The organism is Pseudomonas sp. DrBHI1 (genome assembly GCF_002205115.1).
GTDB classification, from domain to species: domain Bacteria; phylum Pseudomonadota; class Gammaproteobacteria; order Pseudomonadales; family Pseudomonadaceae; genus Aquipseudomonas; species Aquipseudomonas mosselii.
This window is the reverse complement of sequence record NZ_NIBE01000016.1, coordinates 15,653-33,164: the sequence shown is the minus strand read 5'-3', so window position 1 is coordinate 33,164 and position 17,512 is coordinate 15,653. Positions and strand designations below refer to the sequence as shown.

The following is a 17,512-nucleotide window of genomic DNA, read 5'->3' as shown; positions in this document are numbered from 1 at the left end:
GGGCGGGTGATGGCGGGCGAGGGCGCCGACCGGGCATTGGGCATGTTTATCAACAGCCTGCCGCTGCGGGTGTCGCTGGCGGGTCGCGACGTGGGCCAGGCGCTGGTCGGAATCCACGGCCAGCTGGCGGCGCTGCTCAGGCACGAGGACGCGCCGCTGGTGCTGGCCCAGCGCTGCAGTGGCCTGCCCGCCGGCGTGGCACTGTTCGACAGCCTGCTCAACTACCGGCATGGCGCCGCGCACGACGCCGAAGCGTTGCCCGGGGTGACCCTGCTCGATGCCAGCGAGGTGCACAGTCACGCCCTGGTGTTGACCGTGGACGAGCAGGGCGACAGCCTGCGCCTGAGTGTGCGGGCACCTTGCGAGTTGGGTGCCGGACGGGTGCTAGGGTTCGTTTCCTGCGCCCTGCAGGCGCTGGCTGCTGCCCTGCTCAGCGAAGCCCCGGTGGCGCTCGAGGCGCTGCCGACCCTGCCGGAAACGGAGCGTGTGTATCTGCTGGAAACCCTCAACAGCACCGAGGTTGCGCTGGATACCGCGTATCCGCACCTGCCGGCGCTGTTCGCCGCTCAGGTGCGACGCACGCCGGATGCCGTGGCGCTGCAGAGTGAAGACGCGCAGCTCACCTACCGCGAGCTCGACGCCCAGGCCAATCGCCTGGCCCATCACTTGATCGGCCTTGGCGTGCGGCCCGACAGCCGGGTAGCGGTGTGCCTGGAGCGCGGCGCCTCGCTGATCGTCGGCCTGCTCGGCGTGCTCAAGGCCGGTGGCGCCTATGTGCCGCTGGACCCCGGCTACCCCGACGAACGCCTGCACTACATGCTGGCCGACAGCGCGCCCCTGGCACTGCTGGTGCACGGAGCCACCCGTGGCCTGTTCGAGGGTCAGTCGACATCGTTGGTGGATCTGGATCACGGTGACTGGCAGGTGCACGGCGACCATGCGCCGGAGCTGCCGGAACTGGGTGGCGGGCACCTGGCCTACGTCATGTACACCTCGGGCTCGACTGGCACGCCGAAAGGGGTGATGGTCGAGCACCGCGGGCTGTGCAACCTGATGCGCTGGGGCAGCGACCTGTGCCCGCCGCGGGCCGATGACGCGCTGCTGCAGCGGGCGCCGTTCAGCTTCGACGGTTCGGTGTGGGAGTTGTTCTGGCCACTGTGCGCGGGCTTGCGCCTGGTGCTGGCCCGCCCCGACGGTCACCGCGATCCGGCTTACCTGGTGCAGCTTGTCCAGTCGCGCAGGGTGACCACCGTCAAGTTCGTTCCGGCCCTGCTGCAAGCGTTTCTCGACACCCCGGGCGTGGAGCGTTGCAGCAGCCTGCGCGATGTCTTCTGTGGTGGCGGCGAGCTGACGCTGGCGCTGGCGCAACGGGTGCGCCAGGCCTTGCCCCAGGTGCGCTTGCACAATGTCTATGGCCCCACCGAAGCTACCGTGGACAGCACCGCCTGGACCTTGGAGCCGCAGCAGCCGTTGCCCGTCGCCGCCCCGCCGATCGGGCGGGCGATCGGCAACACGCGTCTGTACGTGCTCGATGCCCATGACCGTCCGGTGCCTGTGGGTTGTGCCGGCGAACTGCACATCGGCGGCATCGGTGTGGCCCGCGGCTACCTGGGCTTGCCGGCGTTGCAGGCCGAGCGCTTCATCGCCAGTCCGTTCGTGGCCGGCGACCGCCTGTACCGAACCGGCGACCTGGTGCGCTATCGCGCCGATGGTGAGCTGGAGTTTCTCGGTCGCAACGACTTCCAGGTCAAGCTCAACGGCCTGCGCATCGAGCCGGGCGAGATCGAGGCGCTGTTGGCGGCTCATCCGGACCTTGGCCAGGTGGTGGTGCTGGTTCGCGAGGAGCGCCTGGTGGCTTATGCCAGCTGTCGCGACGGCCATGGCGCGCCGACGCTGGAAGCGCTGCGTGCCTACCTGCTGGCGCGACTGCCGGCCTACATGGTGCCCTCGGCCTATGTGCTGCTGGCCGAGTTGCCGCTGAGCCCCAATGGCAAGGTCGATCGCCGCGCTTTGCCGGCGCCGGGCGTGGAGGCGGTGATCAGTCGGGCCTATGAGGCGCCCCGTGACGAGCTGGAGCATACGCTGGCGCAGATCTGGACCGAAGTGCTGAAGATCGAGCAGGTCGGCCGCGACGACAACTTCTTCGAGCTGGGTGGGCACTCGCTGTTGGCGGTCAGCCTGGTGGCGCGCATGCGCCAGGCCGGGCTGCATGCCGATGCGCGCCTGTTGTTCAGTCAGCCGACCTTGGCGGGCCTGGCGGCCAACACGCGTCGCGGGCAGGAACAGGTGGCGATTGCGCAGACCACGATTCCAGCGCTCAAGGGCAGGCGGCGGATCTGACCGGTTGGGGCCGCTACTTCGGCGAAATGCGATAGACGCAGCGCCGATCCCCTGAAATCAGGTGTTCGCAACGCTCCACCAGCCCCTGCTCGCCGATCGCCGCCTGGAATACCTGCAGCTCGCTGCGGCAGAACCCCTGGCAGCGGGTGGCGGCGATGCAGATCGGGCAGTGGTTCTCGACGATCAGCCAGTCGTTGCCGTCGGCCTGCATTTCGGCCATGTAGCCGGCGCGCTCGCGCAGCTGCACGAGGATGCGCACCTTGTCCTCCAGGCTTTGGCCATCGGCGCAGGCCTGCTGGTACTCACGGCTGTTGCTGTCTTCCATGCGGCTGATCAGGCGGTCGACCCCGTCGCTGCCGAACACCTGCTCGACGCTCTCGATCAGTTGCAGGGTCAGCACGCTGTGGGAGTCGGGGAAGCGGCGCTGGGCCGTGGCGGTCAGTGCCCATTTCTGCGAAGGGCGCCCGGCGCCCTTGGCCGGCACGCTGATGCCGCTGACCAGGTCGGCCGCCTGCAGTTTCTGCACTTGCTGGCGAGTGGCTTCGAAGGTGATGGCGAGCAGCTGGGCCAGGTCGGCGGTCTTGAGCGGCCCGCGGGTCTTGAGCAGGAACAGGATGCGGTCGGCGGTGCAGTTGGTATCAACGGTGGTCGAGGTCATGGAGCGCTGGAAACCGGGCGTGAATGAACGGATCGGGCACTCTCCTGGGCCATCCTTTGCGCAGGCAAGTGGGCGAAGGATAGCCCGGATTCGTGGTGATTTGTGCAAGAAGAACGATTATCGAATATAAAATTTATATGCGATAAAAATATAAAAGGTATTAGTTGTATTTATTGAGTCCGCGGCTAAGCTGAATTGCGGAGCCTGTGCTTGCCGGTCCCAGGGAGGGGTGCGTGCACGTCCATCGACACCTTGCTGGCAAATGCCGGGCATGGGCTCACCCACAATAACTCGACAGGGATGTGAGTGCATGAATGCCCAGAAACCCGTGACCATCTATGAACACGCCGACGCGCTGAACAGCCTGCAAGGCGTGGTCGACCTGGTGAAGCTTTCCGACCAGTACCGCCAGTCCGCGATCCTGCATTCGGCGCTGGCCCAGCGTGTGTTCGATCACACCCGCCAGCCGGTCAGCGCCCAGGCCCTGAGCGATGCGCTGGGTTGGGTGCCGAACAAGGGCCGCATCTTCCTCAACGCGCTGGTGGCCATGGGCCTGTTGAAGCGCACCGCCCAAGGTTTCGAGAACCTGCCGCTGAGCCAGCGTTTCCTGGTCAGCGACAGCGCCGAGTTCATCGGCCCGATCATCGACCACCAGCGCCTGCAGTGGCAAAACTGGCCGCGCCTGGACGAAGTGCTGCGCAGCCGCACCTCGCTGGATTTCCAGCAGGAAAACCGCTTCAAGCACGACCTGGCGGCCCGCGACGCCTTCAACGATGCCATGGTCCGTTTCAGCCAGCCCATGGTTGATGTGCTGCGTGACCTGCCGCTGTTCGACAAGGCCCGCCGGGTGATCGACCTGGCCGGTGGCCACGGCACCTACCTGGCCGAGATCGCCAGCCGAAATCCGCAGGTCAAGGGCGAGGTCTGGGACCTTGAGCCCACCCGCGAGGCGGCCGCGGCCACCTTCGCCAAGTACCGTCTTGACGACCGCCTGGGCTTCCATGCCCGCAACCTGCTGGACCTGGCGCAGTACCAGGGCGAGCGGGCCGACGTGGTGATGCTCAACGACTGCCTGCACTATTTCACCCGCGAGCAGGTGCGTACCCTGATCGCCGGCGCTGCCGGCATGGTCGAGGGCGACGGCGCGCTGCTGGTGCTGAGCATGGCCCTGGAGGATGACGAGATCCACCCGGCGCTGTCGGCCGACTTCTCCCTGCACATGATGCTCAACACGGTCAACGGCGAGCTGCATCCGACCCGCTACCTGATCGACAGCATGGCGTCGGCGGGGTTGAGCGTGGAGCAGGAGCCGATCGGCCGCTACACCCTGCTGATCGGGCGGAGGGCTGCCTGATGCTGCGCTTGTTGGCATTGCATGCCGCGCCGCTTGGCGACGCGGCGGCCCAGGCCCTGGACAGCTTGGGCAGCGCCGCGGCGGCGGCCGGTTTCAGCCTGCAGGTCAGCCAGAATCCGGCCGGCCAGGGACCGGTGGACGCAGTCTGCCTGCTGCTCGACAGCGCCACGCCACCGGTTGCGTTGAACACGTTGCTCAATGAGGCCAGCGGGCTGTGTCGCAACACCGCGCTGGTGCTGGTCCGCGTGCAGGGTGCACTGGCACAGTTGCCGCCCGCCAGCGGCGTGATCGCCCAGTGGCAGCAGGCGAGCCAGGGCTTTCTCTATCCGTACTCGCTGGATATCGGTGCCGGGCAGGCGCCGGAGCTGGCGATCAAGGACTGGCTGGCGGGCTTCGCCAAGTTCGCGGCCGCGACCAAGCTGTGGCGTTCGCTCGACGGCCTGGGCCTGGACGAAGCGGCGCGGGCCGCGCAGCGCCCCGAGCTGAACCACATCAATATCCTCACCCGCGACCTGGAAGCCTCCAAGGCGTTCTACAGCGACATCCTTGGCGCCAACTACTGCTACAACCTGGGGCCGCGCAAGGCCGTGATGGAGCTCAACGGCTTCGACTTCTTCATCGAGCAGAGCGAGTCGTTCAGTTACCCGACCGGCTACCACATCGGTGTGCGGGCACTGCCCGGGGATGTGCGGCGCATCGCCGAGCAGGTCACCGCTGCCGGCACCATCAAGCTGGTCAAGGGCAACGGCCCGGCGCCGGGCTACCACCATGGGCCGGACAACGTGCGCAGCGCCGTCTACTTCGAGGACCCGGATGGCCTGGTGATCGAGGTCTACAGCGCCGAAGTGGAGATGATCGAAAGCAACCCTCGGTTGCTCCTCGACCGCCTCTGACCCCACGTCGTCACAGGCCTGCCGCTCGGCGGGCCTGTGCCTAGGCAGGTATTCGCATGAACAGCTACAAACAGTGGCATTGGCCACGGCTGCCCAGCCCATTGCCCAAGGATGTCAGCGACCGGGCGTTGATGGGCTACCCAGAGCACTACCAGGAGCATCCGTTGCAGGCGCAGGTCGCCACGGCGCTCGACGGTCTGCTCCAGGCGCCGCTGGACGTCTTGCTGACGTTGCTTGAGCAGCCACGCCAACCCCTGGCCCGGCGCATCGCCGCCGGCGAGGTGCTGGCATTGCGCGGCGACCCGCGCATCGACACCTTCGCCCCGCAGATGATCGATATCCCGGCGGCGCGGGTGCACATCGGCCTCGACCCGCGCGCGGTCGAGCAGGTGATGGACCAGTTCGACGGGCTTGGCCTGGACCGCAGCTGGATCGACAAGGAAACGCCGCGCCACGCCGTGGAACTGGCGGCGTTCCGTATCGCCCGCTTCCCGGTGACGCACCAGGAGTACCGCCAGTTCCTGCTCGACAGTGGGCATGCCGGCATCCCCGACGGCTGGGCGTTCGGCCGGTATCCGCGGCACCACGCCAACCACCCGGTTTACAGCGTCTCGGCCAGTGACGCCGATGCCTACGCCCAGTGGCTCAGCGAGCGCACCGGCCGACGCTTTGCCCTGCCCAGCGAGGCGCAGTGGGAGTATGCCGCCGCCGGCCCCGAAGGGCGTCAGTTCCCCTGGGGCGACGCCTACCAGGTCGAGCACGCCAACACCGCCGAGCTGGGCTATCTGGACAGCACGCCGGTCGGCGTGTTCAGCGACGCCGCATCGCCCTTCGGGGTGCTGGACATGGCCGGCAACGTCGAAGAGTACGTGGCCGAGGACTACCGGCCATACCCCGGCGGCCCGCAGATCGAGGACGACCTGGTGCTCGATGTCGGCACCCACCGCGTGGCCCGCGGTGGCAGCTTTACCCGTTTCCGCGACCTGGCGCGCACCGCGCGCCGCCACGGGCGTTACCCGCGACCGATCTACGTCATGGGTTTTCGCCTGGTTGAAAACCACAACTGAGCTGTTCCGTCTTCCGTGCAAGAGGTCTGATTCCATGAACAAGGATGTTTCGCTTCACACCATCGTGCCGATTTCCATCCTCGGCGGCGATGTCGATGCCCATTTCTTCGGCTTCCACGGCTTCGAGCGTGACCAGGAGCATTTCGCCGTCGGCATCGGCCGCGAGCAGTGCGACGTGCCGTTGGTGCGGGTGCACTCCGAGTGCATCACTGGCGATGTGTTCGGCTCGCAGCGCTGCGATTGCGGCCCGCAATTGCAAGAGGCGTTGCGCACCCTCAAGGAGGTGGGCGGCTACCTGATCTACCTGCGCCAGGAAGGGCGTGGCATCGGCCTGTACTCCAAGTTCGAGGCCTACCTGCTGCAGGACAAGGGCCTGGACACCTATGAAGCCAACCTGCGCCTGAACCACTTGGCCGACTCGCGCTCGTTCGATCCGGCCGTGCAGATCCTGCGGGCCCTGGGCGTGGACCAGTGCCGGTTGCTGACCAACAACCCGGAGAAGGTCGCCCAGCTGCGCGCCGGTGGCATCGATGTGATCGAACAGGTGCCCACCGGGGTGTTCCTGACCAATCACAACCGCAACTACCTGCAGGCGAAGGCCGTCAAGTCCAGCCATTCGATCAAGCTCTGACTCCAGCGAAAAAGGATCTTTCGATGAAACACATTGGCCCTATCAGCGGTATCGCCGCCCATGCCGCGCGCTTCGTCGCCACCGCCGGCTACGACAACCAGGTGATCTTGTGGAACGCCGCCACCGGCGAGCCGATCCACCGTGTGCACCACGACCACCTGGCCAACCAGTGCGCCTTCAGCAGTGACGGCAAGCACCTGGTCAGCGCCAGCAGCGACTACACCGCGCGCATCTGGGAAGTGCCGAGCATGCGCCTGAAAGCCGTACTGCAGGGGCACAACGACGATGTCGAGATGGCGGTGTTCTCGCCAGACAGCCAGCGCGTGGCGACCTGTTCGCGTGACCATGTGCTGCGCATCTTCGACCTCGACGGCGTGCAGTTGCAAGCGTTCCATGGCCACCAGGCCGACGTTATCTCGGTGGTCTGGTCGCCGGACGGCCAGCGCCTGATCTCCAGCAGTGACGACGGTACCGTGCGCCAGTGGGACACCCGCAGCGGCCAGCAATGCGACGAGGTGGACATCGGCGGCGTGGAGACCGACACCATCGCCATCACCCGCGAAGGCGTGGTGTTCGCCGGGGACGACGAGGGGCGCATCTCGATCATCGCCCAGGGCCAGGTGCAGACCGTGCCGGCCCACGCCGCCGGGATCAAGCGCATCGTCTGGAACGACGACAAGCGCCTGCTGGTGAGCCTGAGCTATGACCGTTCAGCGATCCTCTGGACCTTCGACGCCGCGCGCAACCTGGTCAAGCGCCGCAGTACCGCGCTGCCGAGCATCGTCTGGCCGCGCAGCTGCGCTTTTGTCGGCGACGAACAACTGGTGTTCGCCACCTTCGGCTCGCGCTACGCCACCTGGAACTACGAGCAGGACCAGTGGCAGGTGTCGGGCATCGAGCCGGCGGTAAGCATTAACGCCGTGGTGCGCAGCGAAGAGCGCCAGTACAGCATTGGCGATGCTGGCATTCTGCACCGTGACGACCAGCCGGTGACCAGTGTCGGCAGCCTGTGCAACTTCCTCCTGCCGTTCGGACCGCTGCTGTTGACCGGCGGCCAGATGGGCCAGGTGTTCGATGGCCTGTCCGGGCGCATGCTGTACCAGCACCGTTCGCCACTCAACTGCGGCGCCACCTTCGTCAGGAATGGCGAAGACCTGGCGTTGATCGGCACCTATACCGGCGAAGGCTTGGTGTTCGGCCATGATGGCCAGGGCGGGCTGCGCCTGGTGGCGTCGATCCCCATGCATGACAACGCGATCAAGGGCGTGGCCGCCGACCAGCGCCACCTGTTCAGCGTCTGCGCCTCGGCCGATGCCGCGCTGCACAGCATCGAGGATTTCAGCAGCGTGCGGCATATCGAGGGGGCGCATACGCGTATTTCCAATGGTTGCTGCCCGATCACCGGCGGTTTCGCCAGCATCGGTCGCGACCTCAAGCTGCGCCTGTGGCTGGAGACCGGCGACGAGGTGTTCGACTCGCCGCACCAGCACTCGATCAAGTGCATCGCCGCCTCCGCTGATGGCCGGGTGATCGCCACCGCGGCCTACAACGGTACCGTGGCACTGTTCGACCTGGTCTCGCGGCGCTGGCTGCCCATGCAGCGGCCGACCGCCAGCGGCATTTCCTGCCTGACCCACGACGCCGTCAGCGGCGCCTTCCTGGCCAGTTCCTATGACGGGCGCATCTACGGCATCGACGCCCGCCTGGCGTCCTGAAGGAGCAGCACATGAGCAAGCAAGCAAGTGACTTCATGGCCCAGGGCGACTACCGCAAGGCCCTCGATACTTCGTTCGTGCACCGCTACAGCCATGGCGAGGACGAGTGGTCGTGGGACATCGGCATGATCCAGGCGGCCCAGGCTTTCCTCGAGCGTCTCGACCCCCGTGCTGATCAGCATGTACTGGACATCGGCGTGGGCCGTGGCCGTGACGCCTCCACCTTCATCCTCGCCGGGCATCGGGTCACCGGCCTGGATATCGTCGAGAACTCCAGCTGGCCGTTGCTGCGCAAACGCTGGGGCGATCGCCTGGACCTGGTGAACAAGGCCATGCAGGACTGGCAGCCGGCGCCGGGCACGGTGTTCGATGCGGCCCTGGACAATGGCTGCTTCCACCACCAGCATCCGGACGAGTGGGGCGCGTACCTGGCCCATGTGCGCCGCCTGCTGCGCCCCGGCGCGCTGGTGGGGCTGAACGTGTTCGGGGTCGACGCGGCCCATCCGCAGCCGGGCTGGCGCGAGATGGACAACCAGCGCCAAGGCTACTTCTTCACCGACGATGGTATCCGTCAGACCCTTGAGGCCCATGGCTTCACCTGGGAGGGGCTGGAGGTGATCGAGCGCCAGCACGGCGAAGCCCGCTACCTGTTGGCGCTGGTGCGCACGTGAGTGCGATCGACCGCCATTACCTGGACATGGCCCTGGCGCTCGCCAGCCAGGGCCTGTACAGCACCATGCCCAACCCGCGGGTCGGTTGCGTGATCGTCAACGCCGGGCAGGTGGTAGGGCGCGGCTGGCATCAGCGCGCCGGCCAGCCCCACGCCGAAGTGCACGCCCTGCGCGAGGCAGGCCCGGCGGCGCGCGGGGCGACCGCCTATGTGACCCTGGAACCTTGCGGCCACCAGGGTCGCACGCCGCCGTGCGCCGATGCCCTGGTGGCGGCGGGGGTAAGCCGGGTGGTCACGGCCAGCGGCGACGTCTCGCAGAGCATCGGCGCGGATCGCCTGCGCGAGGCGGGCATCGTGGTCGAGGCATTGCCCTGCCCACGTGCGCGGGCGCTCAATCGCGGGTTCTTCTCGCGCATCGAACGCCAGCGCCCGTGGGTGCGGGTATTGCGTCCGGCGGCGCTGGAGATCGGCGCGATTGGCGAGGGCGCGATGCTCAGCCATTGCGACGAGCAGGCGCCCCTGGCGCACTGGCGGGGCAGGGCCTCGGCGCTGCTGAGCACTTGTGACTGGGTGAAGGCCTGCGACACCTCGCTGGTGGCGCAGGTTGCCGGGCAACGCGCCGAACCGGTGGTGCCCTTGCGGGTATTGGTCGACCAGGGGCTGGACTGCCCGGCTTCGGCCAAGATGCTCGACGGGCGTGCGCCGACGCTGGTTTTGCATGGGGCGCAGGCGAGGCGGGACGGTCGGTATGCACGGGCCCGTTGCCAGGTGCTGGAGGATCTGGGGGCCTTGCGGATACTACAGACGTTGCATGAGCTCGACTGCAACGAAGTCCAGGTCGAGGCCGAGCCGGCCTGGTGCGAGGCCTTGGCGCGCCAGGGGTTGGTGGATGAGTGGTTGGTGCAGGTTTGAGGCCTTCCTGAGCGCTGTACTATCCCTGTGGGAGCAACCGTCTTGCTCAGGCCCCTCAATCTGGCGCGATCTCTGTGGGAGCGGCCTTGTGTCGCGAAAGGGCTGCGCAGCAGCCCCTATTGCGGTGAAACGCTGAAATTACCGGGGCCGCTTCGCGGCCCTTTCGCGACACAAGGGCCGCTCCCACAGGGATATGCGTAAGCCCCGATCATTTCAGCGACTGCAGATCAACCCGACCTGCAGGCTGTTCTGTTCGAACAGGTCCCAATATCCCGGCGGATGCGCCTTCTTGCGGATCCCGCTGATCAGCGGGGCAATCCAGCGCACATTGCGCAGGCCGACATCGTGGGCGGCCTGCTCGTAGACTGCCTTGTCCCAGCGGTAATAGGTGAAGTCCGCAGGCGGTGAGCTCATGAATTGCCCCTGGCAGCGCAGGCCGCCTTCCACCGGCTGCTCGTCCAGCACACGGATGCCATATTCGGTGAAATTGCCCAAGGCCAGGTCGAAGGCGGGATTCGCCGTGTAGGCGATCAGTTGTCCGTTCGGTTTGAGGTTGAGCGCGACGCTCTCGAACATTCGCCGCAACTCCTCGACGCTGCCGGCGTAGTTGAACAGCCAGGCGGCGGTAACCTTGTCGAACTGGCCGATGCGGCCCATCTGCGCCACGTCGCGCACTTCGTAGGCGATGCCGTCGTTGGCCTGGCGCGCCTGGTAGATCATGCTCGGCGAGATGTCCACGCCGTGCACCCGAGCCGCGCCCCAGTCCTTCAGGCGGCGGCTGAAGAAGCCATGCCCGCAGGCCAGGTCGAGAATCTCATCGCCGGTTACGTCGCCGGCCATGTAGCGAAACGTGTCGACCTCGACCCCGCGCTGGCTGGCGTGGCTGGTGAAGTCTTCGAACTGCTCGCTGATCCGCTCGTAGACTTCCTTGGATTCCTTCATGGGCACTTCTTCCTTTCAGAGGTGAGGCGCAGCGCCAACGGCAGGGCCAGCAGCGGTGCGCAGGCGAACACGGCGAACAGCCACAGCGCCGCCTGGCGCGCGCCTTGCTCGCCGCCGGGCTCGACCAGCCCGGCACCATTGGCGACCAGCCCGGCCAGGGCCGCAGCCAGGGCGGTGGCGTAAAGTTGCACGGTGGTGATCGAGGCCGAGGCGAGGTTTTCCTCGCCGGGGCGCGCTGCCTGCAGCACCCGGGTGAGCAGGTGCGGCCAGCCCAGGCCGATCCCCAGGCCCACGCCGGCCAGGGCCAGGGCGAACAAGGCCAGGCCCGGCGCGCTGGCGATCCAGGCCGGGGCGGGGGTCAGCAGGGCCAGGGCCAGCAGCGCCACCGCGACCACCAGCGGCCCACTGCGGATCTGCCAGGCGCCGCCTTCACGGTCACGGCCGGCGCTGGCCAGGGCGCCGACCGTCCAGCCTGCGGCCATCACGGCGGTCAGGTAGCCGGCGGCGAGTGGGCCGAAACCATGGATGCGCTGGAGGAAGTAGGGCACATAGATTTCAGTGGTGATGGCTGCTACCAGCAGGCACATCATGGCGAACAGTGCGCCCATCGGTTGCCTGAGGCTGTAGGCGCCCGTGGGCAGCAGGTGGTGGCGCGCCCTGGGATCGAGGCGGGCGATCAGCGCGGCGATGGCCAGGCCGGCGACGATGCCGGCCAGGTTGATCCACAGGCTGTCGGCCAGGCTGGCCGCACAGATCGCCAGCACCGAGGCCACCAGGCAGGCGATCAGCCCGTAGGCCGGGCGCGCGCCATTGTCGTCCAGCGCCTGGCGCGCCGGCAGGCGCAGGCAGACGATCAGCGCCAGGGCGCCAGCCACCGGCAACAGCGACCAGAATGCCCAGCGCCAGTGCCCGCCCTCGGCGAACACTCCGCCCACGGCCGGGCCGCACAGCGTGGCCACGCCCCACATCGCCGAGACCAGGGCCATGGCGCGAGGCCACAGGCGGCTGTCGAACACCAGGTGGATCAGCGCATAGCTCAAGGCGAACAGGATGCCGCCTCCCAGGCCCTGCACGCTACGCCCGAGCAGCAGCACCGGCATGCTCCCGCCTGGGCGCAGAGCATTGAGCCAAGGGTGAACACCAGCAGTGCCAGCAGGTAGGCGACCCGCGGTCCGCCACGGGCCAGCAGGCGGGTGGAGAGGGTGGAGCCGATGATCGAGGCGACCACGAACAGGGTGGTGTTCCAGGCATAGAAGGCCAGCCCGCCGATCTCTTCGATCACCGTCGGTAGCAGGGTAGTGACGATGTAGACATTGATGGCGTGCAGGGCGACACCGCCAGCCAGGGCGATCGAGCGCAGCGCGTTGCCGCCGCTGAGCAGTTCGCTCCAACGGGCCGGCGGCTGTTCGGGGATGGCGGTCATGTACGCTCCTTGCGTGGTCCTGCGCTGGAATTCTAGGAGTCGGCAAATAATTATTCAATATATTGCTTGTGTAATTTGCTTGCGGTGGATTTGTTAGGATCGTGCTCTTTTGTCTTGTTTCAGGAGCGACATCCATGATCATCAGCACCACCAGCCAGCTCGACGGTCGCCCGATTGCCGAGTACCTCGGCGTGGTCAGCGCCGAATCGGTGCAGGGGATCAACTTCGTGCGCGATTTCTTCGCGCGCTTTCGCGACGTCTTCGGCGGCCGCTCGCAGACCCTGGAGGGCGCGCTGAAGCTGGCCCGTGAGCAGGCCACCGAGGAACTCATGGCGCGGGCACGGCAGTTGCAAGCCGATGCGTTGGTGGGCGTGGACTTCGAGATCAGCATGCCGTCGGTACAGGGTGGCATGGTCGTGGTGTTCGCCACCGGCACGGCGGTACGTCTGAAGTAAGGCCAGTTGCCATTGGTCGGGCCAGGAGATTTTGCCCGGCTGGTCTGCAAATGACCGGCTAGTCTCACTTCAACGGACCGTCGCTTCACTAGGCAGGTGTATTGCCTGCCGGCACGGTTGCCATTGGAGGGAGACAGGGCATGAGCGAATCCTATTTCGAAGACTTGAACGATGCGTTTCCGATCAACAGCCAGGTACGCTGCGGCCAGGCGGCTGTTCGCCTGGGCTTTGCCAACATGACCCTGGACGAGTCGGAGCAACTGCAACCGGCGCACCTGCAACGGGCCAAGAAGGGGCGTTTCACCCCGCGTGTCCCGTCGAAGAAGTGAACCTGCGTTGACCTCATAAGCCCGCTCTCACAAGCAGGAGCGGGCTTGCCCCGCATCACGTTTGATCAATCAACACGAAACCGCCCGACGGCGCGCCTTTCCCGCCATTTCTTGACCCCGCTCATGGTATCGGTGCGTCCCCCTCGCCGAAGGCCCTAGGCTGTGCTTTTCTTGCGCGGGATTTCAGACACGGAGTATCGACTTCAATGCGAATCAGGGAAGAGACCTACTGGCAGTGGGCCGATGCGCAGCTGCACAGTCGCTGTCACGACGAGGAACTGAGCGACGGCACCAGCTTCGATGTGCAGGTGCGCCTATCCAGGGTCGGTGCCACACAGTTGTTTCTCGGACTGTATGCGCGCAGCGGCGAGGCCTTGCTCGAGGAGTACTACCCCTCGCGGCCGGGCGAAACCATGACCCGTGCGCTGGTCTGGGGCGTGGATCGCGCCCGCGCCCTGGCAACCGGCGCTTTGCCATTACCGGAACAGGTGCCACGTCGGCGCCTCGCCTAGCAGCAATGAAAAAGCCCGGCCTTTTCAGGCCGGGCTCAAGAAACGGTGTGCTGCGCCGCTTCAGTTCAGCGCGTCGATCACCTTGATTGCCTGCCGCTCGCGGGCGGCGGGCCATTCTTGTTGCAGGGTCTGCAGTACGCGACCGACGAAGGTGGTGTCGGCGGCGGCCTTCTTGCCGACGTAGCCCTGGCCACGGCGGTAGACCTTGAAGCGGGCGCGCATGCTGGGCATGTGCGATTCGAATTCGGCTTCGACCGTGTTCGGCGGCAGGCGGTCCAGGCGGACCTCACCGGACTGGCTGACCCACAGCAGGTGGTCGTCGAGGCTGTCCTTGCGCGCGGCGAACAGACGGGCCAATTGGTCGATGGTTGGATTGTTGTTCAAGTTCATCATAAAGCCCCCATTACTCTCATTCGTTGGTGAAGTTCGGCTGAAGTTCACATTCGGCGCCACACGATGTAGCGCGCTAACCAAGGCTGCTACAGCAGCTTCGCAACAGGGGCTTTCTCACGCTGCCTTCTGGGCAGTTTCCCTCTCCACGGACGGCCTGCGTTACCGCGCAGGCCGTCTGGAACACCCTTGCCACCGCTCCCGATCGGGGAGACGGCCTCATCATGCACAAGGCGCGGGAAGGGCGTCAACAGATTTGTAGTGATTATTTTTAGTCACTACATCTTGTCGGACAATCTTCCCGGTTCTGTCACGCCAGTCCGTTGTCGCCGTGCTCGAGGTAGCCGGGGCGTTGCCGCAGGCGCTCATGATAGGCCTCCAGCGCCGGCAGTTGCGGGTGCTCCAGCGGCGTGCGCCGCCAGCGGTTGAGGGACAGGCCGATGGCCACGTCGGCGAGGCTGAAGGCGTCGCCAGCGACATAGGCGTCGGTGGCCTGCAGGCGCGCTTCGAGCAGGCGCATCCTGGCCGTCCACTGGGCGCTGCTGGCGGCCAGCAGTGCAGGGTCCTGATGCGCCGGCGATTGACGCACCAGCGACATGAACGGGTAGCGCCAGGCGTCGTTGAGGTCGGTGGCCTGCCAGTCGAGCCACTGGTCGACCGCGGCGCGGGCGCGCGGGGCGCCGGGGTAGAGCGCCTCGCCGCCGTACTGGTTGACCAGGTAACGCAGGATGGTATTGGACTCCCACAGCACGAAGTCGCCATCGACGATCACCGGCACCGTGGCGTTGGGGTTCAGCGCCAGGAACTCGGGCGTGTCGGTGGCACGAAAGCCACTGCCCCAGTCTTCGCGCTGGAACGGCAGGTTCAGTTCGGCGCAGGTCCACAGTACCTTGCGCACGTTGATCGACGAGGCCTTGCCCAGGATCTTCAGCATGTCACGGCTCCAGGCTGGAAAGGATGCGTTGCGCGGCGCGCACGCGTTCTTCGTTGGGGTAGTTGCGGTTGGCCAGCAGGACGATGCCCATCTGCCTGGACGGCACGAACGCCACGTAGGCACCGAAGCCGCCGGTGGCGCCGGTCTTGTTGTACCAGGCGGCTGGATCGGCGGGCAGCGCCGGGTTCAGCGCCTGGATCGGGTTTTCTCCGCGGATGATTTTGGCGCCGTTGTATTCCAACAAGGTGTCGAGGCTGACCGGGTAGGGGTAGCGCTCCCAGCCCAGGCCCTGGATCATCGCGCCGACCTGGAAGTAACCGGACTGGGTGATGGCGATGGCCTTGCGCATGGCGGGGTCAAGCGTGTCCGGCTGCAGTTGCAGTTGCACATAGCGCAGCAGGTCGCTGGCGCTGGTCTTGATGCCGTAGGCCTGCTCGGCGTAGGGGCCCGGGTTGACCCGCACCGGCTGGTCCTTGGCGTCGTAGCCTTGCGCGTAGAGCCCGCGGGCGCTGGCCGGAACCTCCAGGTAAGTGTGCTTGAGCCCCAGGCGGAGCAGCACCTGCTGGGTCATCAGTTTGGCGAACGGTTGTTGCTGCGCACGGGCCGCCAGGTCACCGAACAGGCCCAGGCTGGGGTTGGAGTAGCAGCGGTGAGTGCCGGGTGCGAAGCGGGGCTGCCAGTGCTGGAACCAGGCCAGGGTCTGGGACGGCGTCTGTACTTCATCGGGGAACTGCAAGGGCAGGCAGTCACCGCTGTAGGCTCCCAGTTCCAGGACGCTGGCCTTGCCGATCGAGGCCTTGGCCAGGGCCGGCTGGTAGCGGCTGGCGGGGGCCTGCAAGTCGAGCTTGCCTTCGGCGCTGGCCAAGGCGGCGAGGGTCGCGGTGTAGGTCTTGCTCACCGAGCCGACCTCGAACAGCGTGTCGCGGCTAACCGGCTGGCGGCTGGCCTTGTCGGCCAGGCCGTAGTTGAAGTAATGCGACTGGCCGTTGGCATACACCGCCACGGCCATGCCGGCAATGCCTTGCTCGCGCATCAGCGCCGGGATGACGTCATCGACGGTGGTTTGCAAGTTGTTGGCCAGCAGGGGGGGCGCGGCCAGCGTCAGGGCGGTGGCCAGCAGCAGGCGAGGGGGGCGTTTCATGGTGGGGCGTTCCTTGTCGTGGATCAGGGGCGTGGCGAAGCGAGGTGTCCGTTGGGCGACACCGACAGGGGTTCCGGCGTTAGCGGCACAAAGGCCAAGACCTTATCGTCCGGGCTTGCACAAAGACAAGACGGAAACTGTGATGAGATATCTACGGATGCTGTTCGACAACTTCACCCTGGCACTGCTCGGGGTGGTGTTCATCGCCACCGTACTGCCGTGCTCCGGCGAGGGCGCGCTGCTGTTCGGCTGGTTGACCAACCTGGCCATCGGCCTGCTGTTCTTCCTGCACGGCGCCAAGCTGTCGCGTGAGGCGATCATCGCCGGTGCCGGCCACTGGCGCCTGCACCTGCTGGTGTTCACCTGCACTTTCGTGCTGTTCCCGCTGCTGGGGCTGGCGTTCAAGCCGCTGTTCGTGCCGCTGGTGGGCAATGAACTTTACCTGGGCGTGCTGTACCTGTGCGCCTTGCCGGCCACGGTGCAGTCGGCGATCGCCTTCACCTCGCTGGCCCGGGGCAATGTGCCGGCGGCGATCTGCAGCGCGGCGGCCTCGAGCCTGTTGGGGATCTTCTTGACGCCGCTGCTGGTGATGCTGCTGCTGGGCGCTTCGGGCGACACCGGCTCTGGGCTGGACGCGGTACTGAAGATCACCTTGCAGTTGCTGGTGCCCTTCGTCGCCGGGCAGGTCGCCCGCCGCTGGATCGGCGCCTGGGTCAAGCGCAATGCACGCTGGCTGAAGGTGGTGGACCAGGGCTCGATCCTGCTGGTGGTGTACACCGCCTTCAGCGAAGCGGTGGTCACGGGCCTGTGGCATACGGTCTCGCCGCCGCACCTGGCCGGGCTGTTCGCCGTGTGCGGCATCCTGCTGGCGGTGGTGCTGCTGGGCACACGACTGCTTGGGCGAGTGCTGGGGTTCAATGTCGAGGACCGCATCACTATCCTGTTCGCCGGTTCCAAGAAGAGCCTGGCGACGGGCGTGCCCATGGCGCAGGTGTTGTTCGTCGGTGGCGGCATCGGGGCGATGATCCTGCCGTTGATGCTGTTTCATCAGATCCAGCTGATGGTCTGCGCGGTGCTGGCGCAGCGGTATGCGGCGCGGGTGGAGGCGGGGCATCCTGAGGCGGGCGTCACGGTGAAATGATGCGC

General features: G+C 66.5%; 19 protein-coding genes. 12 read left to right on the top strand and 7 right to left on the bottom strand.

Annotated features, from left to right (window positions below; all coding sequences use genetic code 11):
• Positions 1-2,340, top strand: a 2,340-nt coding sequence (locus tag CC207_RS27350) for an amino acid adenylation domain-containing protein (RefSeq protein ID WP_256581977.1), incomplete at its 5' end; no start/stop codon positions are given.
• A 13-nt stretch (positions 2,341-2,353) separates the two neighbouring features.
• On the opposite strand, the gene CC207_RS02625 is transcribed toward CC207_RS27350, so the two are convergent.
• Positions 2,354-2,998: a metalloregulator ArsR/SmtB family transcription factor gene (locus CC207_RS02625; RefSeq protein ID WP_028691691.1), complete on the bottom strand. Its 645-nt coding sequence runs from the start codon at positions 2,996-2,998 to the stop codon at positions 2,354-2,356.
• Positions 2,999-3,308: 310 nt separating this feature from the next.
• Between CC207_RS02625 and CC207_RS02620 the strand changes: the two genes are divergently transcribed.
• From CC207_RS02620 to ribD, 7 genes are read left to right on the top strand one after another with little or no spacing between them, the layout of a single operon-like run.
• On the top strand, positions 3,309-4,352 hold the full coding sequence (locus CC207_RS02620) for a methyltransferase (protein ID WP_028691690.1): 1,044 nt from the start codon (positions 3,309-3,311) through the stop codon (positions 4,350-4,352).
• Positions 4,352-5,245, top strand: a complete 894-nt coding sequence (locus CC207_RS02615) for a VOC family protein (RefSeq protein ID WP_028691689.1) — start codon at positions 4,352-4,354, stop codon at positions 5,243-5,245. Before CC207_RS02620 ends, CC207_RS02615 begins: the two co-directional genes overlap by 1 nt.
• A gap of 56 nt (positions 5,246-5,301) precedes the next feature.
• Positions 5,302-6,312, top strand: a complete 1,011-nt coding sequence (locus CC207_RS02610) for an SUMF1/EgtB/PvdO family nonheme iron enzyme (protein WP_062360808.1) — start codon at positions 5,302-5,304, stop codon at positions 6,310-6,312.
• 34 nt (positions 6,313-6,346) lie between these two features.
• Positions 6,347-6,943, top strand: coding sequence for a GTP cyclohydrolase II RibA (gene ribA, locus CC207_RS02605; RefSeq protein ID WP_028691687.1), 597 nt, complete (start codon positions 6,347-6,349; stop codon positions 6,941-6,943).
• A 23-nt stretch (positions 6,944-6,966) separates the two neighbouring features.
• Complete coding sequence (locus CC207_RS02600; RefSeq protein WP_028691686.1) at positions 6,967-8,658, top strand: WD40 repeat domain-containing protein; 1,692 nt, start codon at positions 6,967-6,969, stop codon at positions 8,656-8,658.
• Between the two features lie 11 nt (positions 8,659-8,669).
• Positions 8,670-9,329: a cyclopropane-fatty-acyl-phospholipid synthase family protein gene (locus CC207_RS02595; RefSeq protein WP_028691685.1), complete on the top strand. Its 660-nt coding sequence runs from the start codon at positions 8,670-8,672 to the stop codon at positions 9,327-9,329.
• The gene (ribD, locus tag CC207_RS02590; RefSeq protein WP_036986307.1) at positions 9,326-10,240 is read left to right on the top strand and encodes a bifunctional diaminohydroxyphosphoribosylaminopyrimidine deaminase/5-amino-6-(5-phosphoribosylamino)uracil reductase RibD; all 915 of its coding nucleotides are present in this window, start codon (positions 9,326-9,328) and stop codon (positions 10,238-10,240) included. The genes CC207_RS02595 and ribD overlap by 4 nt, the downstream gene beginning before the upstream one ends.
• A 213-nt stretch (positions 10,241-10,453) precedes the next feature.
• Here the strand turns inward: ribD and CC207_RS02585 are convergent, their stop codons facing one another.
• Genes CC207_RS02585 through CC207_RS28215 form a run of 3 tightly spaced genes read right to left on the bottom strand, consistent with a single transcriptional unit; the run spans position 10,454 to position 12,605 of the window.
• A complete protein-coding gene (locus tag CC207_RS02585) occupies positions 10,454-11,182 on the bottom strand; it encodes a trans-aconitate 2-methyltransferase (protein ID WP_028691684.1) in 729 nt (242 codons plus the stop codon).
• Positions 11,179-12,282: an MFS transporter gene (locus CC207_RS02580; protein WP_371916433.1), complete on the bottom strand. Its 1,104-nt coding sequence runs from the start codon at positions 12,280-12,282 to the stop codon at positions 11,179-11,181. The genes CC207_RS02585 and CC207_RS02580 overlap by 4 nt, the downstream gene beginning before the upstream one ends.
• Positions 12,219-12,605 carry a hypothetical protein gene (locus CC207_RS28215; RefSeq protein WP_371916432.1) on the bottom strand — a complete coding sequence of 129 codons (387 nt, stop codon included), beginning with the start codon at positions 12,603-12,605 and terminating at the stop codon, positions 12,219-12,221. The genes CC207_RS02580 and CC207_RS28215 overlap by 64 nt, the downstream gene beginning before the upstream one ends.
• Positions 12,606-12,739: 134 nt before the next feature.
• On the opposite strand from CC207_RS28215, the gene CC207_RS02575 reads away from it, so the two are divergent.
• The 3 genes from CC207_RS02575 to CC207_RS02565 all read left to right on the top strand — a co-directional run bounded on the left by CC207_RS02575 (position 12,740) and on the right by CC207_RS02565 (position 13,901).
• The gene (locus CC207_RS02575; protein ID WP_028691682.1) at positions 12,740-13,060 is read left to right on the top strand and encodes a YbjQ family protein; all 321 of its coding nucleotides are present in this window, start codon (positions 12,740-12,742) and stop codon (positions 13,058-13,060) included.
• A 140-nt stretch (positions 13,061-13,200) separates the two neighbouring features.
• Positions 13,201-13,389, top strand: coding sequence for a hypothetical protein (locus CC207_RS02570; protein ID WP_028691681.1), 189 nt, complete (start codon positions 13,201-13,203; stop codon positions 13,387-13,389).
• Positions 13,390-13,595: 206 nt separating this feature from the next.
• Positions 13,596-13,901: a hypothetical protein gene (locus tag CC207_RS02565; protein WP_062360800.1), complete on the top strand. Its 306-nt coding sequence runs from the start codon at positions 13,596-13,598 to the stop codon at positions 13,899-13,901.
• A 60-nt stretch (positions 13,902-13,961) separates the two neighbouring features.
• Here CC207_RS02565 and CC207_RS02560 read toward each other — a convergent pair whose 3' ends face one another.
• The 3 genes from CC207_RS02560 to ampC form a co-directional block, all read right to left on the bottom strand.
• Positions 13,962-14,294 (bottom strand): hypothetical protein, encoded by a 333-nt coding sequence (locus CC207_RS02560; protein WP_028691679.1) that lies wholly within the window; start codon positions 14,292-14,294, stop codon positions 13,962-13,964.
• A 307-nt stretch (positions 14,295-14,601) separates the two neighbouring features.
• Complete coding sequence (locus CC207_RS02555; protein ID WP_028691678.1) at positions 14,602-15,225, bottom strand: glutathione S-transferase family protein; 624 nt, start codon at positions 15,223-15,225, stop codon at positions 14,602-14,604.
• 1 nt (position 15,226) lies between these two features.
• Positions 15,227-16,366 (bottom strand): class C beta-lactamase, encoded by a 1,140-nt coding sequence (ampC, locus tag CC207_RS02550; RefSeq protein WP_088851520.1) that lies wholly within the window; start codon positions 16,364-16,366, stop codon positions 15,227-15,229.
• A gap of 142 nt (positions 16,367-16,508) precedes the next feature.
• Between ampC and CC207_RS02545 the strand changes: the two genes are divergently transcribed.
• Positions 16,509-17,507, top strand: coding sequence for a bile acid:sodium symporter family protein (locus CC207_RS02545; RefSeq protein WP_062360791.1), 999 nt, complete (start codon positions 16,509-16,511; stop codon positions 17,505-17,507).
• Positions 17,508-17,512: the final 5 nt, after the last annotated feature.

Coding starts and splice junctions, on each gene's coding strand:
- CC207_RS02595 (WP_028691685.1), top strand. CDS start 8,670: ATGAGCAAGCAAGCAAGTGACTTCATGGCCCAGGGCGACTACCGCAAG.
- CC207_RS02565 (WP_062360800.1), top strand. CDS start 13,596: ATGCGAATCAGGGAAGAGACCTACTGGCAGTGGGCCGATGCGCAGCTG.
- CC207_RS02555 (WP_028691678.1), bottom strand. CDS start 15,225: ATGCTGAAGATCCTGGGCAAGGCCTCGTCGATCAACGTGCGCAAGGTA.
- ampC (WP_088851520.1), bottom strand. CDS start 16,366: ATGAAACGCCCCCCTCGCCTGCTGCTGGCCACCGCCCTGACGCTGGCC.
- CC207_RS02615 (WP_028691689.1), top strand. CDS start 4,352: ATGCTGCGCTTGTTGGCATTGCATGCCGCGCCGCTTGGCGACGCGGCG.
- ribA (WP_028691687.1), top strand. CDS start 6,347: ATGAACAAGGATGTTTCGCTTCACACCATCGTGCCGATTTCCATCCTC.
- CC207_RS02575 (WP_028691682.1), top strand. CDS start 12,740: ATGATCATCAGCACCACCAGCCAGCTCGACGGTCGCCCGATTGCCGAG.
- CC207_RS02620 (WP_028691690.1), top strand. CDS start 3,309: ATGAATGCCCAGAAACCCGTGACCATCTATGAACACGCCGACGCGCTG.
- CC207_RS02600 (WP_028691686.1), top strand. CDS start 6,967: ATGAAACACATTGGCCCTATCAGCGGTATCGCCGCCCATGCCGCGCGC.
- CC207_RS02560 (WP_028691679.1), bottom strand. CDS start 14,294: ATGATGAACTTGAACAACAATCCAACCATCGACCAATTGGCCCGTCTG.
- CC207_RS28215 (WP_371916432.1), bottom strand. CDS start 12,605: ATGACCGCCATCCCCGAACAGCCGCCGGCCCGTTGGAGCGAACTGCTC.
- CC207_RS02580 (WP_371916433.1), bottom strand. CDS start 12,282: ATGCCGGTGCTGCTGCTCGGGCGTAGCGTGCAGGGCCTGGGAGGCGGC.
- CC207_RS02545 (WP_062360791.1), top strand. CDS start 16,509: ATGAGATATCTACGGATGCTGTTCGACAACTTCACCCTGGCACTGCTC.
- CC207_RS02585 (WP_028691684.1), bottom strand. CDS start 11,182: ATGAAGGAATCCAAGGAAGTCTACGAGCGGATCAGCGAGCAGTTCGAA.
- CC207_RS02570 (WP_028691681.1), top strand. CDS start 13,201: ATGAGCGAATCCTATTTCGAAGACTTGAACGATGCGTTTCCGATCAAC.
- CC207_RS02625 (WP_028691691.1), bottom strand. CDS start 2,998: ATGACCTCGACCACCGTTGATACCAACTGCACCGCCGACCGCATCCTG.
- CC207_RS02610 (WP_062360808.1), top strand. CDS start 5,302: ATGAACAGCTACAAACAGTGGCATTGGCCACGGCTGCCCAGCCCATTG.